Source organism: Paenibacillus sp. J22R160, assembly GCF_059692135.1.
In genome coordinates this window covers 98,123-116,001 of record NZ_JCAUAU010000020.1, presented here as the reverse complement: position 1 = coordinate 116,001, position 17,879 = coordinate 98,123, and the positions used below count along the sequence as shown (strand labels likewise).

At 44.8% G+C, this 17,879-nt stretch carries 12 protein-coding genes and 1 riboswitch; of the genes, 3 read left to right on the top strand and 9 right to left on the bottom strand.

Going from position 1 to position 17,879, the window contains the following annotated elements; all coding sequences use genetic code 11:
* Window positions 1-3: 3 nt before the first annotated feature.
* From AC58UW_RS27365 to AC58UW_RS27330, 8 genes are all read right to left on the bottom strand, one after another.
* Window positions 4-1,641: an S-layer homology domain-containing protein gene (locus AC58UW_RS27365; RefSeq protein ID WP_497423732.1), complete on the bottom strand. Its 1,638-nt coding sequence runs from the start codon at window positions 1,639-1,641 to the stop codon at window positions 4-6.
* A 103-nt stretch (window positions 1,642-1,744) separates the two neighbouring features.
* The gene (locus AC58UW_RS27360) at window positions 1,745-5,329 is read right to left on the bottom strand and encodes an S-layer homology domain-containing protein (RefSeq protein WP_497423719.1); all 3,585 of its coding nucleotides are present in this window, start codon (window positions 5,327-5,329) and stop codon (window positions 1,745-1,747) included.
* Between the two features lie 170 nt (window positions 5,330-5,499).
* A riboswitch (cobalamin riboswitch) is annotated at window positions 5,500-5,699 on the bottom strand.
* A 26-nt stretch (window positions 5,700-5,725) separates the two neighbouring features.
* Window positions 5,726-6,271 carry an NUDIX domain-containing protein gene (locus AC58UW_RS27355; protein WP_497423718.1) on the bottom strand — a complete coding sequence of 182 codons (546 nt, stop codon included), beginning with the start codon at window positions 6,269-6,271 and terminating at the stop codon, window positions 5,726-5,728.
* A gap of 92 nt (window positions 6,272-6,363) precedes the next feature.
* Window positions 6,364-7,611 carry a serine hydroxymethyltransferase gene (gene glyA / locus AC58UW_RS27350; RefSeq protein ID WP_497423717.1) on the bottom strand — a complete coding sequence of 416 codons (1,248 nt, stop codon included), beginning with the start codon at window positions 7,609-7,611 and terminating at the stop codon, window positions 6,364-6,366.
* 998 nt (window positions 7,612-8,609) lie between these two features.
* Window positions 8,610-9,821, bottom strand: a complete 1,212-nt coding sequence (locus AC58UW_RS27345) for a GTP-binding protein (protein ID WP_497423716.1) — start codon at window positions 9,819-9,821, stop codon at window positions 8,610-8,612.
* 9 nt (window positions 9,822-9,830) lie between these two features.
* Complete coding sequence (locus AC58UW_RS27340; RefSeq protein ID WP_497423715.1) at window positions 9,831-10,790, bottom strand: metal ABC transporter substrate-binding protein; 960 nt, start codon at window positions 10,788-10,790, stop codon at window positions 9,831-9,833.
* 39 nt (window positions 10,791-10,829) lie between these two features.
* Window positions 10,830-11,717 (bottom strand): metal ABC transporter permease, encoded by an 888-nt coding sequence (locus AC58UW_RS27335; RefSeq protein WP_497423714.1) that lies wholly within the window; start codon window positions 11,715-11,717, stop codon window positions 10,830-10,832.
* A complete protein-coding gene (locus AC58UW_RS27330; RefSeq protein WP_497423713.1) occupies window positions 11,663-12,370 on the bottom strand; it encodes a metal ABC transporter ATP-binding protein in 708 nt (235 codons plus the stop codon). Before AC58UW_RS27330 ends, AC58UW_RS27335 begins: the two co-directional genes overlap by 55 nt.
* Window positions 12,371-12,653: 283 nt before the next feature.
* On the opposite strand from AC58UW_RS27330, the gene AC58UW_RS27325 reads away from it, so the two are divergent.
* Genes AC58UW_RS27325 through AC58UW_RS27315 form a run of 3 tightly spaced genes read left to right on the top strand, consistent with a single transcriptional unit; the run spans window position 12,654 to window position 15,685 of the window.
* Window positions 12,654-13,673 carry a CobW family GTP-binding protein gene (locus AC58UW_RS27325; RefSeq protein ID WP_497423712.1) on the top strand — a complete coding sequence of 340 codons (1,020 nt, stop codon included), beginning with the start codon at window positions 12,654-12,656 and terminating at the stop codon, window positions 13,671-13,673.
* Window positions 13,674-13,692: 19 nt separating this feature from the next.
* On the top strand, window positions 13,693-14,706 hold the full coding sequence (locus AC58UW_RS27320; protein WP_497423711.1) for a permease: 1,014 nt from the start codon (window positions 13,693-13,695) through the stop codon (window positions 14,704-14,706).
* A 25-nt stretch (window positions 14,707-14,731) separates the two neighbouring features.
* On the top strand, window positions 14,732-15,685 hold the full coding sequence (locus tag AC58UW_RS27315) for a TIGR03943 family putative permease subunit (RefSeq protein WP_497423710.1): 954 nt from the start codon (window positions 14,732-14,734) through the stop codon (window positions 15,683-15,685).
* A 779-nt stretch (window positions 15,686-16,464) separates the two neighbouring features.
* On the opposite strand, the gene AC58UW_RS27310 is transcribed toward AC58UW_RS27315, so the two are convergent.
* The gene (locus AC58UW_RS27310; protein WP_497423709.1) at window positions 16,465-17,850 is read right to left on the bottom strand and encodes a sulfatase family protein; all 1,386 of its coding nucleotides are present in this window, start codon (window positions 17,848-17,850) and stop codon (window positions 16,465-16,467) included.
* Between the last annotated feature and the right edge of the window lie 29 nt (window positions 17,851-17,879).

The window sequence follows — 17,879 nt, the reverse complement described above, 5'->3', positions numbered from 1 at the left end:
GTTTCACAAAAGTTTAGATCCCATCAATAGATGGTATAGCATTTCAGATACTTCACTGCGCGTTACAGCCGCTTCAGGCAGGATCTCTATCATTTCTTGCGATAAAATATGTGCTTTGTAAGAAAAAGCTAGACTTGCTCTTGCCCATTCTGCGGTTTTCGTGTAGTCCGTAAACTGAGCAAGCATATCTCGTATTTCGATGTCCTGTACATTCGTATCCATGCCACTGAGTTTGGCTGCACGGGCAACCATCACAGCAGCTTCCTGCCGGGTAATTGTTTGCTCAGGTGTAAATGTATCCGCTGATGTTCCTTGGATGAGGTTATAGCTGTAGGCAGTGCCTACATAAGGTGCATACCAGCTATCTGCAGAGACATCTTTGAAAATATCTGCTGCCTTTGGTGTTAAGCCCAGACTTCTAGTTACAATGGCAGCAAATTCAGCTCTTGTCATCGTTCGATCCGGTGCAAATTGGGTGTCAGAAATGCCGTTAAGAATATTTCTGGCAGCCATCGCTTCTATAGACTTCTGATTGACATGCCCTTGAATATCAGCAAAAGTTCTGCCAGGACTAACGATGACGCTTGGCTTAACATCTTTATTTTTGTTCGGTAATCCTCCGTTTTCCGGCGTCGTGGTTTCATTGCCCGGATTCGTATGGGAATCCTTTTTTACATCTACCATGTTGTAGAGACTAGTTTTCCCTTCATCTACTCTTTGTACGTTGACTAACGTATAAAATGCCTGCTCCGTAGACATCAGATTTTCACCGCTGCCGTCAGCCGTATGCAGAAATCCTCGTCCTTCTCGATAATAACTTAATAGGATGTCGATAAGATTATGACCATTTTTAGTAAACCTAGGGTCTTCCGGATCGATGCCAAGCTCACATAAAGCCATGAGAACTTGAGCCGCGCTTTCCAAATTTTCAGTCCCCCAGCTAGCGTAGCCCCCTGAGCTATTCTGCATTTTGGATAGTGCTTCAATGGCCTTAGCTGTTGCTGCTTTCACGTTTTCCTTATTCTGATATTTGGCGAGAGCTTGCAAAGCCATACCTGTCACATCGGGGTCAGCTTTGTTACCTGATAATGCAAATCCCCCGTCTGCCAGCTGCCTTGCCAGAATTTCATCGATATACATTTCCCTAGTCGCTTGAGTTTTCGCGTTCTTGTTAATAGGAATCTCATAATTACCTGAGTCTAAGGCAATAAGGGCAAAAATCGGGCCGTTAATGCCCTGCCATATCGTTTTGTCGAAATCCCCCAAAGGCTCTAACAGGTTATAGCCCGCTACATTTGAGGGATCTTTGCCGATGGCGGTTAGTGCTAGAATGACTCTCGAATACTCCGTATATTTCTTGTCATGCAAAACGCCGCCAAGCTCCTTGACGTACTTTTCTACGACCTTGTAGTAATTGTCATAATAATTCTGCGGAATTGTATTTCCTGAGCGAGCAAGCCCTATACTTGCCCATTCTCCGCCAATAGAACCTACCTGCGGTTCTGAAACGGTCTTGGTCAAATAGGAGGCTGTGTTAGAAATAGCCTTGGAAATTTCTGCTTTATCCGCTGCTGCAAAAACTTGAATCGAACTGCTTAAATAAAGACAAAGAATAAGAAGCAGTGTTGAAAGCTTTTTCATAGTTCTCACTTAGATCCCTCCAATACTTCATATTACATATTGGAGAAGGAGCAGAAATTTTTCTGCTCCTTCTCCATGCATTCTGCAAGCTTATAATTCCGTGCTATCTTTTTTTGTAAGCTCTCATAGCAACGACAATGGCCATTTCTCTTGTTACTTCTTCACCTGGCTGAAAGCCATTATTCCAACCCGTCATTAGCTCGCTAGCCACAATCGTCTGAACGCTAGACTTGGCCCAGTCGGACACTTGATCCATATCTTCAATGCCCGTAATCTGATCTACTTTTGGAAGAGCTAGCGCATTGGCGATGATCACAGCCATCTGCTCACGTGTAAGCTTCTCATTAGGATAGAAATGTACAGCGTCGTATCCGGAGATAATGCCAGCTTGATAAGCCGTATTTACGTAAGGATAGTACCAATCATTCTGAGAAACATCTTGGAAATGAATGGAATTCTCTTTCTTCACTTCTAGACCAAGTACGTTGACCAGGATTTTAGTGAATTCTGCTCTCGTAACTGCAGCTTGAGGAGAGAATTTACCTTCGTTGCCTTCGATAAACTTTTTCTGCGATGCATCGTTGATTGCGTCAATGGCCCAAGGTGAGACGAAATTTGAATCTGTATAAAGTTTCTTCCAATCAAATACCGGTGTCGGTTCGGTTACCTTAGCACCTACCGTGTAAGATAGGAAACTCGTGAAATGGTTCGTTCTAATGATCAAATCATTATCTTTCACATAGGCGTAGGTGATCTTCTCCTTGCCTTTTGTTGCTTCCATTCCTTGCGTGTCGGACTCATAGATCTCGATTGGCGTAAACGTCGTTCCTTCAATAAACCCGGCAAGCTGCCCTTTACCATTTTTAATGACGAATGTAAGCGGCTTATCGAATAGAACGGATTGATTGGCATTACCCATAGCAAACGCTTGGTTCAATTTCGTTAACTTCGTGCTGCCACTGCTCAGGCTGTTGTTAATAAGATTTAGAATGCTCTTATCATCCGTATTAATAGATGTTAGGAGCTCGACATTGTGATCTCCCGATTTGAGCACGGTGCCTTTATCAATTGATAGGGTAATGTCTCCTTTAATTGCAGTAATTGCTGGAATGCTGTCCTTTACTTCTTCTAGATTAAGGAGTACTTTCGATTTTACGTTAGGCATTTTGACCGTGATTAGCTCTTTGTCTTTTAGATCTGTAGATACCTTGATTGAGTAACCTTGATTATTGTCGGCCGGAACTTCAAAAACTGAATTATTACCGACTGTTGTTGGCACCACTGGTATCCTTGAAGGCTGACCGCCAGATGGACCACTTGGACCCGGTGGTGGTGTTGGCGGATTCTCATCCAAGTAATTATCCGTATAGCGAAGCACGATATCGGCATTATGGTCTAGTATGTAGTCGGCAATCCCTACATCAGGGTCAATGCCATCAACGGAGTATAGCCAGCCGCTGTTAGGTCCCCCGTCAAAGGCTGCTAATCCTCCAACATCTGAGATATACACGCCGTTTTCATTGACATAGGAAATGCCTGCTTCAGTTAATACCTTTTCAATTACATACGCTGCCGTATGACCTGATTCAATATTTACAGTTGTTTTCGGTAAAGTAATGCTTTTACCAGCTGCTGCACTAGTACCTTTCAAAGTGAACGAAACAGCAATCGTCTGTGGAGTCACCGGAGGGACTGATGTCGTAACTAAGTTTTGAAATGCAGTAGTTATCTTTGCTAATGCACTATCAGCATGATATTGAATAGCATTGGTATTTGCGGAAACTGCTTTTGCAAGTGTTAAGCTGCTCTGCAGCACAAGCCAGCTTGCATCTGTGTAGTTGCCCTTTTGCAAAGCATCAAGCTCAGTTATTTTTGCATTCAGTGCCGATTTATTAGCGGTTGTTGTTATATCTTGTTCATAATCATCTGTATAAACAAGTGAAATGATGTCACTGCTCTTTAATTTATAATCTGCGATGCCAACATCGGCAAATTGCCCATTGACCAAGTACATCCAACCACTCTTGGAACCGCCATCAGCTGTGTCCAAATCGCCTATTTTCGTGATGTAATTCCCGCTCGCATTAACAAAAGAAATCTGTTTCTCGTCTAACACTTTCTTAATCGCAGAAGCAGCAGTTGCGCCCTCTTCAACAACGGTATCAGCTTTAGCTTGGTTTACGATTTTGCCAGCCATAGCGCTGAAACCATTTACGATGACAGAAACCGTAATTTGGCCAGGAGGAGCATTGCTTTGCAAACCTTGCACAGCTGCCAGTAAATTAGCTAACGTGACGTCAACTTGATCCTGGGTTGCCAAACTATTCGCAGACACTTCTTTTGCTTCTGCCAAACTAGTTTGCAGCGCTTGCCAACTTGTGTCTGTATAATTGCCTTTTGTCATGTTATCGACATTAGCAATCGAAGTATTCAACGCCAATTTATTGGTTGCTTCTTTTTTAATACTCAAATAGTAAATCTTAGGCGTATTTATTCCTTCTTGAGCAATTACTCTAACGATCTTAGCCTTGTCTTCGCTCAATGAAATTTCTTTATCAATTAATGTACCTGAAGTACCGCTTTTATTATTGACGAAAATTTGGCTTGCCGTGCCGTTAGCTGTAATCTTAATTTTATCCGCTTTAATTCGGATATCCTCATAGACATAAACACCAGAAGTAACGGTAACTTGCTTCGTAACATCTGTACCAACCCCAGACAATACAATGCTTGAAAGATCGGCTGTTTCATAAACAGCATCATTGACCGTTACCTTCTGCAAAGAAGTAATTTCAGCGCCTATTTCACCAAGGGCACCACCGTCTATTTGAACCGCATTGTAAACCTTAACAAAGCTGACACTCGTTAAAGCAACAGGCTTACCGGCACTATCAACAGCCCAGCTAATATCGATGGGGTCACCTTTTACTGGAGATGTTAGATACGGATTGGTAGGAACATCATAGGGAGCACTGCCGTTTGCATGCGTATCGGGATAACCGAAAGCATTTTTCCTAACGTTTATTTTTACTCCGGAATACGTATACGATAGTTTATTAAAATCCGCAGGGGCATTGGGATAATTTGCCGGTATTGGATAATAAGCATGTTTGTGAAAGCTATTTGTTTTTACATTCCCACTGCTTGCCAGATTATCAACCCATGGCACATTAACACCATTAGGGCTCGTAAAATCTGGCTCGGGATTCATATAGGTGACCCTATAATCCCAAATCGTGCTGTCTTCGTAATGCTCGGATCCAGCAATATAAAACCAAGGTCCCGGATTACCTGTCCCATCATCCTGTGCTACGGCTACACCAGCAGGTTCTTCGTTACCAGCAAAGGCATTCCCGAACACGGTGAAATCCACGCCGTACGGATTTTTGGGGCTGTTCTGAATTGGTTCATCGAATTTGTAAACGATGCTTCCTCCAAATGCACCTAGGGACACACCCGTTGAACCGGGCGTATTCGTCCATTTCGAGTTAACATCTCCCGTTGCGCCCCAACCAGCTTCGTTAGTGAATTGTCCCGGCGCTGGCAACCATTCACGGATTGAGCTTGGGCCAATTGTACTGGCAAGAGCCTGACTGCTCGGTCCTGCCAAAACCCCTAGCGAAGAAAATAAGAGTACAAAAGACATAAAAAGTGCAATAAACGGTTTTGAAGCATAACGATGAATCATCTTTGTCATTCCTCTTTCCTACCAAATTTGGACAACAGCGCAGAAAAAGCCACCCTTAAAAACTAGGGTGGCTGTACAGACATACGTTCGCACGAATAACATGTTGTAATAGTAAGAATTATGCCGTGGCATAATCTATTGTTGCTAATTCCCACCCCCAAAGAATTAGTAACATACTATAAATAAAGGCAGGTCTCCTGGCTCATGCGTCATCGCTTCTCTTTCGCCTTCCCAATCTCGTGAACAAGTCAGTGGCATATGAAAGAGTTACTCGGCAATTACAGTGGTGGGACCGCGTCGGCTTTTACCGAACTTCCCTTTTAAGCAAGCATCCAAATCGGATACTTGCACCCTTATTTAGCATATTATATTTTGTCATCGCTAATGTTATATCGTTTATTTCGTTTTGTCTACTTCATAATTTATTTCATAGCATTCAGGACAAGCCTTGTAACTATCACTAATAAATCGATGATCCTTAATCCATTCGGAAACAATCATATAGACATTGTCTTTCATGTAGGGACTAAATGTGTCCTCATTCATTATCTCAACTTGTTTCGGAATCGTATCTACTAACATGATACCATTGGTTTCAAATCCGCTCGGCAGCCCTCTAAGAACACTGACTGTGGAAATATAAATATTTTTCACAAATACTAGATCGTCATTTTCGAAAATTAAGTATTGACCAACTTTCTCAATCGCATCAAGCTCTCCTCCAGCCTCTTCCCGCATCTCCCTTCGGATCGTTTGAAGAACGGACTCGCCTTTCTCTCTCTTCCCCCCAGGCAACTCCCACCCCCGGCAGTTATGTCTAACAAGAATCAATTTACCTTGATAGAATGCAAAAATCAGGACACAATTAGGTTCTTCAATGAGACATTCCTTTGATAATAGGATCTTCTGATTTAGCAAAGCACCTGGAAATTCATACTTCACTATGCCCACCAACTTTTTGTCAGAAATTTTCTTATAATAAAAAAAGTATTTGATCCAAAGATCAAATACTTGGCCCAGAGGTGAATCTAAATTTAGTAGCTCAACCCTGGATACAATGGGAATTGCGCTGTCAAATCACTTACCAAACCGCGTACTTTGTTATGCACAGCTTCGTCCGTTGGATTTTTCAATGTTAACGCCACAATTTTGGCAATTTTTTTCATAGCTTCTTGATCCATGCCACGAGCGGTAACAGCTGGCGTTCCAATCCGAACTCCGCTTGTAATCATTGGTTTCGCTGGGTCGAAAGGAATCGCATTTTTGTTCACCGTTACTCCTACTTCATCCAGTAAATGTTCGGCCTCTTTACCGGTGATACCCAGACTACGCAAGTCGATCAGCATCAGATGGTTATCTGTACCTCCGGATACAAGGTTGACACCTTCTGCCAGTAGTTCTTCTGATAACGTTTTGGCGTTAAGAATAACATTTTGAGCATATGTTTTAAAATCTGCTTGGAGCGCTTCGCCAAAAGCAACAGCTTTAGCGGCAATGATATGCATCAAGGGCCCGCCTTGCGTCCCTGGGAATACCGCTTTATCAATCGCTGCAGCCCAAGGCTTGCGGCAAAGAATCATACCGCCGCGGGGTCCGCGAAGCGTTTTATGCGTCGTTGTTGTCACAAAGTGGGCGTGTGGAACTGGGCTAGGATGCAACCCTGCCGCAACTAACCCGGCAATATGGGCCATGTCCACAAAGAACAACGCTCCCACATCATTTGCAATCGAACCTAATGCTTCAAAATCAATCGTGCGAGGATATGCGCTGGCACCAGCCACGATCATACGAGGCTTATGCTTGAATGCCAATTTGCGAACCTCGTTGTAATCAATATACCCATCGCTTTCTCTAACTCCATAAGGAATAAAGTTATACAAGATTCCGGAAGCATTAACAGGGCTACCATGGGTTAAGTGACCGCCATGCGCCAAGTTCATACCAAGAACTGTATCTCCAGGTTTCAGAGCAGCTAAATATACCGCCAAATTGGCTTGTGCGCCGGAATGTGGCTGCACGTTGGCATGCTCAGCGCCAAATAATTCTTTTGCACGATCACGCGCGATATCCTCAACGATATCTACATACTCGCAGCCGCCGTAGTAACGCTTCCCTGGATAACCTTCCGCGTATTTATTCGTCAAAACCGTTCCCATCGCTTGCAACACCGCTTCGCTGACGAAGTTTTCAGAAGCGATTAACTCAATTTTGTCACGTTGACGGCCAATCTCCAGATTCATTGCCTCAACAATTTTAGGGTCTTGTTTGCGTAATTGCTCCACAGTAAATTGCTCCTTACCATCATATTCTACAATTTGTTATAAAAAAGATATCATAGAGAAGTGGCTATGTAGTAACTGAATTTAACTATATCCAGATATAGCTAATGGCTATACCAACGATAGATTTGGGCAATCGAGATAACCAACCAAACATTAGTTCTTACTCCCTTTCCCTCAAACGAAAAAAGAGCCGCACAAAGCCAGTTCCTCCACACTATCTACCTCATATAAAAGGCATGCTAATCACCCGATCACATAACCGCTTAATTAATTCCCGCTCATGACTAAGGGAACTGGAGTCCTTTATTCCGAGGAAAACGAGCTGTTTCCTCTCCGAGCGGAACTACAGGCTCTTAGTTGTCCTCCACCTTGCTTTTTCAGGAAGAAATTAGAAATATAGCGGAACGTAGTTCCCCATACACGTGGAAATTGTGCCTTTTCAGAGAAATAGAGGACCATAGATCCCTCCCAAACACCTGTTCAGAAAAACCTAGCCTGCAGCTAGATCATCGTGTAAACGCTAGCTCACTGTTCACTATGTCCTGTGTTTAACTTCTCTTACTTACTTCACTTACTACTTCACTTCTACCTCTACTTCTCTTACTAATTTACTTTTTATTTCTCTTTGCACACTATTCTGCTCTTATATGTCTCCACTACCTTACCTCTCTACTCCCCCCACTTTTTCAGAGTACTTTGACACGCTAGAAGTTAGCGTCCTTCCAGCCCGGATTGGACGAAATCCAATGAGATCGCCGTTTAGACACGTTTAATCTTCTTTTCATTGGATGAAATCCAACAAGCGCAGCTACATTGGCGCTGAAAACCACAAAATTCATCTCTTTGTTGGATTTTGTCCAATGAGAGTGGCATTTAAGTGTCAAAAATCGCATCTTCGTTGGAATTCATCCAATGAGCTTGACTCTCCTCAGGCGCCGCCCCCATCGACCCCACCTGTAAAAAAAGAAAGATGAGCCCCTCATCTTCCATTCTGTTGCCTAGGCATCCTCGAATTCCATGATGGCATTCGGCAGATGATCTTCAAATTGACGCCAATCAACGAGCATCTCGGCATCTGTCAATAAACAGGCATCCAGCGAAGCTGTAATGTTTGCCCGATCCATCTCTATCCCAATGAATACGAGCTTATTCATGCGATCCCCGTAAGTGGCATCCCAGTGAGATATCTGGTCATCTTCCTCCGCGAGGATAGCTACTCTTTCTTCTTCTGGAAGCGCAGCTATCCAATACCCTGCGGGTCCGAACCGAACAGAGGGACCTGCTTGGCTCAAGTTTTGAGCATGATCGTTCCGAGTTGCCAGCCACATAATCCCTTTGGCTCTCACAATCTCCGCAGGCCAATCCTCCATCCAGCTCATCAGCCGCGAAGGCTCGAAAGGCCGAATTCTTTCGTACACAAAGGAAGAAATACCATATTCTTCGGTTTCAGGCGTATGCTTTTCCTTCTCAAGCTCCTTCATCCAGCCAGCGGATGTGCTAGCTTCATCAAAATCAAAGAGATGCGTATTCAGAATGTCCGCTGGCGACACCTGCCCATGAATAGAGCGAATAAACTTGGCTTTGGGCTGCAGCGTGCGAAGAACGCCTTCGAGCTCCTTCAGCTCCTCTTCCTCCAGCATGTCGCATTTATTCATAATAAGCACATCACAGAATTCGATTTGATCGATCAGCAGATCCACCACTTCTCTTGTGTCGTCTTCCCCAACAGCTTGACTCCGTTCAAGCAGCGTTTCGCCTGAGGAATAGTCCGTCCAGAAACGATAGGCATCTACAACAGTCACCATGCTATCCAATCGACAAAACTGGGAAAGGTCTATGCCCTGCTCCTCATCGATGTAGGTGAAAGTTTGAGCTACTGGCAGAGGTTCGCCGACACCGGTGGACTCGATCAGGATATAGTCGAATGTATTCATTTTAGCAAGCCGCTCCACTTCCCTCAGCAAATCATCCCGCAACGTGCAGCAGATGCAGCCGTTGGACATTTCAACCAGACTCTCATTCGTCCGAGACAACCCGCTGCCCTCACGAATTAGCCCAGCATCTATATTAACTTCGCTTAAATCATTGACAATGACAGCTACTTTCAAGCCATCCCGATTATGTAAAACGTGGTTTAACAGCGTGGTTTTACCGGCTCCCAAGTACCCGCTCAAAACTGTTACTGGTATTTTATGATCTGACATGTCCATTCTCCTTTCTTATTCATTCAAAGCTTTCTTGAGTGCTTCCAAGTTTTTGGTCATGATCGCGATGTAATCCAAATTTTGCTTTTTATCTTCATCCGTCAAGCCTTCTAGCGGGTTCAGCACATCCGTTTTCGCATTGATTTCTTTGGAAATCGTCTGGGCCACTTTCGGATCAACTAACGTTTCAAAGAAAATCGTCTTTACTTGATTTTGTTTAGCAAAATCGATGATATCGGCCATTTTAGCCGGTGAAGGCTCTTCTTCCGGCGAGAGTCCAGCGATTGGCACTTGGGTCAAACCATATTCTTTGGCCAGATAACCAAATGCAGCATGCTGTGTCACGAAATCTTTCTGTTTCACCTCGTTGAGACCCGTTCGGAAGGACTCATCTATGGCTTTGAGCTTCGCGATAAAAGCATCGGCATTTTTCCGATAATCCGCTGTGTGTGCAGGATCAGCTTGAGTCAGACCAGCCACAATGGACTCCACCTCTTTTTGAGCGAGAGCAGGACTTAACCAAACATGCGGATCCAAGATTTTACCATCAGCAGCCTCTTTGTGGTCTTCATCTTTATGATCATCATCTTTGTGGTCCTCTTCTTCCGGCAGCCCTTCCATCAATTCGATGCCTTGGCTCGCTTCAACAACAACACGCTTCTGATTGTCTGCACTCGCAAGCGCTTGTTCAGCCCAACCCTCCACGATTCCGTTGAAAACAAACACATCGGCATTGCTCACTGTCTTCATATCTTTGGCGCTCGGCTCCCAATCATGCGGCTCGCTACCCGCGGGTATCAAAGCAACAACGTCTGCATGCTCTCCAGCCACTTGCTTAGTGAATTCATACATCGGATAAAAGGTGGTGACTACGTTTAGTTTACCGGTACCCGAGGACTGAGCGGCACAGCCTGATAATAGGAGTGTGGATACAGCGGTGAATACGAATGATTTTGAAATCCATGATTTTTTCATTGTCGTTTATTCCTCCAAATAGATGTGAAATGATAATGATTAAGCAGACTCCTGCGAGGATGGAAGCAGAGCGCTGAATGCCGTTTGTTCGGCTTGAAGATTTTTTTGATTGCGGTCTTTACTGAACTTTACGATCAACTTTTTGATGCTTAAACCAGCTATTAAGACGATTAATAACAGAATCGCAATGGTTCCTCCAGGTGGTGTGCTCAGCTCATAGGAAGCCGTAAGACCTGAAAAAACGCCAACCAAGCCAATTCCCATCGCGATAAAAAGTGACGAAACAAAGCTAGGCGCGATACGGATAGCTAGTGCTGCGGGAAGAATAATAAGCGCGGATACGAGGAGCACGCCAACAATAGGCATTGCAGCGGCTACGATCATGCCCGTTAAAACACTAAAGCCAAGTGAAATCCACCTTACTGGCAGTCCGTTCGTTTTCGCTGTATCTTCATCGAAAGTAATTTGATACAACGGCCGGCGAAATGCGAAGAAGAAGAGACCGCCTATGCAGGCAACGATGAACATAAACAGCAGCTCTATTTCATTAACGGCAACGACAGAACCGAATAAATAGGCGGAAAACCCTTTGTTGACGCTTGGATTAAGGCTCATGATAATGACAGCAGATGACAAACCGCCAACCATGATGATCGCAACGGAAATCTCACTATAGGATTTATAGGACCTTCTCACATATTCAACGGCGATTGCCCCCAGAGTTGCCACAACAAATCCGGATAACGTAGGGTTGATGTGTAGATAAGCACCTCCCGCTACACCGGCCAAAGAGACATGCGAGAGCATATCTGCCATAAGCGCTTGCCTTCGAAGCATTAGATAAACACCAAGAACTGAACCTATGATTGCGATTAACCCACCGGCACAAAATGCCCGCTGCATGAAGTCGTAGTGCAGCATTTCCATCCGCCATCCTCCTTTCTTTCCAGTTCAATAATGCGATTGAGGTAAGGGGCTACTTCGTCAAGACTATGCGTCACCATAACAACTGTGCGCCCGTGAACTTTGACTTGGTGGTGCATAAGTTCATAGAACCCGAACCGGCTATCTTGATCCATCCCCGTCGTAGGCTCATCCAGCACAAGCATATCCGGCTCTTGCGCGAGCGCTCTGGCGATGCAGATCCGCTGCTTCTGTCCGCCAGAAAGCTCCCCAATTTTGCGCTTCCGCAACTCCCACATGCCCACCTGTCGCAGCGCCGTCTCCGTCAATCGGTCATCTTCTTTCAAAAGCTTCCTGAACCAAGAGCCGCTCGCATACCTGCCTGAACGAACAAACTCAATGATTGTGCTGGGAAATCCACTATTGAACGCTGAGATTTGTTGCGATACATAACCGACTCGTAGCCTCCTGCCCTCTTCGTTCGCAGCTGATAAGAACACCTTCCCCTTCCATGGTTCAAGCAAACCCAACATGAGCTTAAGCAAGGTTGACTTCGCTGCGCCATTGGGACCTGTTACGGCGACAAATTCACCTGATTGAATTTCAACATTAACATCTTGTATGCAAGGAATATCGTTATATCCGAACTCCACCTCTTTCAAAGAAGCCACTAACATACATACAATCCCCCTTACATGTAAAAATTACGAATAAACATTAATAAAAAAAGCGGCATCTGCTTATACATGTAATAGTGATGGCCATCGAGCTAATAAATCGTAATCATTACTATTACAACGACAAATATAGCTTGTAAAAAGGACGTTGTCAACAACGAAATCAACAGATGCTAGCTTCTTGCCCTTCTAATTTAAAAGCTTATCTTGCAGCTATCTCTTATTTATACTACAATTTAATTCGTAAACATTACTTTTAAGCATTTGAAAAAGGAGTCCTTTTATGAGTAAAGTGCCCGTAATCGTACTGAGCGGATTTCTAGGCAGCGGTAAGACGACTCTGCTTCTGCGCATGCTCCGAGAAGCTGCCGATTTTCACCTCCAGCCAGCCGTACTTATGAATGAATTAGGGAAACAAGATGTCGATGGACACCTTCTGATGGATGCTTCTCCAGATCTCCCACTGACCAAATTGCTTGATGGGTGCATCTGCTGCAGCAAAAAAAGCGAGATCCAGGACTCGCTCAAACAACTATTAACACGTAAACCCGATGTTATTCTCATTGAATTGACCGGTGTCGCTAACCCGGAAGAAATCGTCGATGCTTTGACGGAGCCTGCACTGCTGCCCCATGTTAAACTTCACAAAGTCATCACGGTTCTCGATGCTGAGCATGTGCTTGAATACAATAGCATCTTTGCTTCAGATCGCGAGCTCGTCCATACACTTCGGAGACAGATGGAGGTTGCCGACCTTCTTCTATTGAATAAAATCGATCTCATCTCAGACAAGCAGCTGAAGTCTATTGAAAAAACCGTTCATAAATTCAATAGTCAAGCTTTGTTACTGCCTACGACATTCAGTCAACTGGATTTAGACATCATTTTCGGCAGCCTCCCATCCAGACAATCGCTGTCCCCTGCCACGCCTACTTTGAAGAAAAGTTTACACATGCGCGCCGTAAAAGCTTTCAAAGAAACGAGCGTGACTTCTATGCACGCCGCTTCCTTTTCGCGTGTTCAAACACTTACCATCCCGATTGAGAATGAGGCTGTCGTCACTCAAGGCTTTGTGGAGCATTATTTGCGAAAATGGGGAAAATCGCTTCTTCGCGCCAAAGGCTATTTACGCATCGGCTCCAAACGTGAAGCCTATCTGCTGCAATTTGCAGGCAAACGCACGAATTGGCAGCCAACTGCTTATCAAGAAGCGCCTTATCTTGTTCTCATAGGGCTTGATTTGGATGTGCAATTGCTTGAGGATGACTGGAATAAGCGGCTGATTGACTCTCAAACCAATTAACATGAAGGAGCCTTTTCTAATGCCGAACACCGTATTTCGAACAAGCATGCATCTCTTGACTGCCCTTATTTTCGTGCTCCTTGTCCTCATCTTTTGGAACCAAGATGTATCCCTGCCGAATGTCCTGCAAACGGAGCAAATGCAAGCATTTAAAACTATTTTTATTAGTATCTTATTAGAAGCGATCCCTTTCATTCTGGTAGGCGTATTGCTTTCGTCGCTGCTTCAAACATTTGTTTCTGTTCAAACCATCCGTCGTTTTATTCCAAAGAACCCTATACTCGGCATTTTGTTTGCCTGTTTGCTAGGTATCCTTTTCCCCATGTGCGAATGCGGTATGATTCCTGTTGTGCGAAGGCTTATTCTTAAAGGAATGCCTGTTTACATAGCCGTTGTTTTCATCCTAACCGGCCCCATTATTAACCCCATTGTTTTTGCAGCCACATTCATGGCGTTCCGAAATCACCCTGCTATGGCGTATTCCCGTATAGGACTAGCTTTTGTTGCCGCTGTTATTATCGGACTTTTCCTCTATCGTTTTATCAAAAGCAATCCACTTCGCAATAGCCGCGCTAACTTCTCGAATCAAGTTGATTGGGAGGGGCATCAGCATCAAGGAGGAGGCTTTTTCAGCAAAATAAACACCTTTTTCGTGCATGCTTCTGATGAGTTTTTTGAAATGGGCAAATATCTGGTGTTTGGTTCCCTGCTTACTGCTCTGATTCAAATCTTTATGCAGCGCGAAAGCCTGCTTGCGATTGGTCAAGGTCCGATCAGCTCCCATGTGTTTATGATGGGTTTCGCCTACATTCTTTCGCTATGCTCGACCTCGGACGCCTTCGTCGCTTCATCTTTTCAGACTTCATTTACACCTGGATCTCTGTTAACCTTCCTGGTATTTGGCCCTATGCTGGATTTCAAAAGCACGCTCATGCTGCTTTCCATCTTTAAATCAAAATTTGTGTTCCTACTCTCGCTATTGATTGTCATTACAGTTCTCGGCTGCTCTCTGCTCGCCCAACATCTCTTATAAATTTAGCTTTCAAGGAGGAATGAAGTTGAGTCAAGCTCGCATAATCAGTTTCCATTATTTCTTACGCACATTGATTCTGTTAGGATTCTCAAGTTATATTGTGATCCTTTCCAAGTCGGATGCCCTTACGTATTACATTGCGCCGCGAATGATGATTTATGTGAAAGTTGCTTCCCTTATTTTGTATATCATTGCCTGCTTTCAAGGGTACATGGCCCTACGCGCCTACTGGGGAAAGCCTGTCACTTGTGAATGTGAGCAGCCCGTTTCCCGCTCCGTTTTGCGGAATACACTAGCCTATGGACTTCTGATTTTGCCGCTTTTAGTAGGCTTTGTGCTTCCAGATACGGCCTTGAGCAGTACAATGGTAGCTGCCAAAGGGATGAATCTCTCCGCTTCCAAATCGAGTCTCCCGACGACGACAGTGACGATAACGCCGTCAGCGACGGCTTCAGCCCCCACAATGACTCCAGCCACTTCCAACACTGAGGTGCCAGCTCCTGCAAACACGGATGCCGACTTACAGAAATTATTTCATGCTGATAATGAATGGGACGAAGACTTTTCCAAAATCGGCATGATCCTTTATAAAAAGGACACCATCGTCGTTAAGCCTGAGATTTATATGGAAATCCTCTCCACGATCGACTTATTCAAAGCTAATTTTATCGGCAAAAAAATCGAGCTCACCGGCTTCGTCTATCGTGAAGACAACATGGCAAGCAATCAATTTGTCGTTGGCCGATTTGCGGTTAGCTGTTGTTCCGCGGATGCGACTCCCTACGGTGTAATGATTGACTTCCCCACTGCCGCGACTTACCCCAAGGACATGTGGGTCAAGGTCACAGGTACTGTTCAAAATGGCAGCTACAATGGCAACGACATTTTCGTCATCAAAGCCACGCAAATTGATAAAATCACTGCTCCGAGCTCGCCGTATGTTTATCCTAACTTTGAACCGTTGAAGGAGCTTCAATGAGTGTGATGATTGGTGACCAACGTTGCACGTCTCCCCCACCTGATTTAAGGGAACTCCATTCCCTTATTTCAGCCAAAAGCCAAGTTTCGAGGGGGGAGGGGAACTACAGGGTCCTATTTCACCCAAACTGCCAAAGTTTCTGCCCACAGCGACGAAATAGCGAACCACAGTTCCCCAACTAGGACGAACACGGCTATTTTCAGCAAAATAACGGCCTGTAGTTCCCCCTGCTGGGTAGGCGGGCGTGAGATGTTGTGGCGGGTGCTGCGAGTTTGGTTAGGGGAGTGGCGACTTATGTCTGGCGCCATACAAATCCTGCAAAAGGTGCAGCAAATTTGGCGGAAGTCACCGATTTGGACTCATTTCCTGCAAAAAGTGCAGCTAAATTGGTGATTTCTGCTTATGTTGGGTAAAAGACAATGAATGACATGTACTTTTTACATGTTAATCTCTAGAAACAGCAAAAGTGAGATCATTTTGCTGTACTTTTTGCAGTATGTGCGGTTGGATGGGACACCTTTGGCGGGAGCGAGACTCTCACTGACGTCAAAAAAGAAGCTGGATTATTGATCCAAGCTTCTTTTTATGTTGCGTTGTATGTGAAAGGAGAATTTAACCATGCTGCAGGCAATACTTCATTCAATTTTCAATTCCAATTTGGATATATTTTTTCTAAGCGAACATTATCCGGTAAACAGGTTCTCTTTCTTTTCCGCTTTTTACGCAATAAATAATAGTATGTCCCGAAACAAACTAAATATACATGTACAGAAAATTATTTAAAGCGGCACTCTCACTTCCGCAACGGAGATCCTCCTCTGCTCATGCTTTCTAGCTTTTGCAGGACGTATTACCGGCTCCTCTTCACCTGCTTCAATGATGCGGGCAATCAGTCGCTCTCTCAGTTCAGCCGTAATGGTTGCGTAACTTTCCACGCCGATTAGATTGCTCAGCTCATGCGGATCCGCGTGCAGATCATATAAGAACTGCTCTTCATACACATCAGATGCAGCATCCTGCCACGCATTCTTGTCTGGCGCATGGACACTGTATTTCCAACGATTCGTACGTATAGCTCGCCCTACTTCGGATTCACTAATTTGTATAAAGGCTTCCTTCGGCCAATCCACGCTTTTCTTCTGCGCCAAAGGTAAGATGGATCGCCCCTGCATGCTTTCAGGCACAGGAATGCCAGCTGCATCTAGCAGTGTAGGCGGCAGATCCAATAAGCTAACCAACTCTTGAATCCTGCCTCCTGCTTGAAAGCCTGGCCCCATCAAAGCCGTTGGAACCCGAATCGAGCTATCATGGCAGGAGCGCTTATATTCGGAATTACGCGTCTTGAAATGACACCCGTGATCAGATGTAAACAGTACAATCGTATTGTCTAGCAATTGTAGACTCCGCAACGCATCAATCAGACGGCCTAGCGCTTCATCCAACCGTTTAACCATTCCGTAATAACCACCTAAGTGCTGATGTGCAGTTCCACCAAGTGCTGCCAGATCAGGCGGTATCCAACGTCCGGTGTATTGATCCTCATACCCAATGGGAGCCGGATAATTGTCAAGATGATTTTGGTGATGAGGCTCAATATAAGACAGGAATAGGAAGAAAGGATCTACCGTCTTCTCCTGCCGGTTCCGCTTCTGCTCCTTATGTACAAATTGGATAGCAGCATCTGTTAAAGCATCAGCCCGGTAACCTGGCAGGTTAACCGGTTCATTCTCATTATTGTACATGACCGTGTCGTACGCATCGGAAGAAAATTCCAACACATTGGAGGCTAACCAATGCTCATAGCCCCCCCTTTGTTCCTCCATCACAGGTTCCGTACTAGCCAAATGCCATTTGCCAATATAACCCGTGCGGTATCCAGAATCACGGAAATAGTGGGCTAACGTCTTGCTTTCTGCAGGCAGCGGAATGCCATTGCGGTAACATCCTGTAGACGTTGCGTACCTTCCGGTTTGCAGACAGGATCGAGCTGGACCGCATACGGGTTGGCATGTGATTGAATGATACACGTGTGTACCTTCGACCGCCATCCGGTCGAAATTCGGGGTAAGCCCTAGCGGATTGCCATGCACCCCTGTAGTATCCCATCTTTGTTGATCGGTAAAAAATACGATAACATTCGGACGTACTGCGCCCTTTTCACCCATAACATCCCAGCTCCCTCATCTTATCAGTA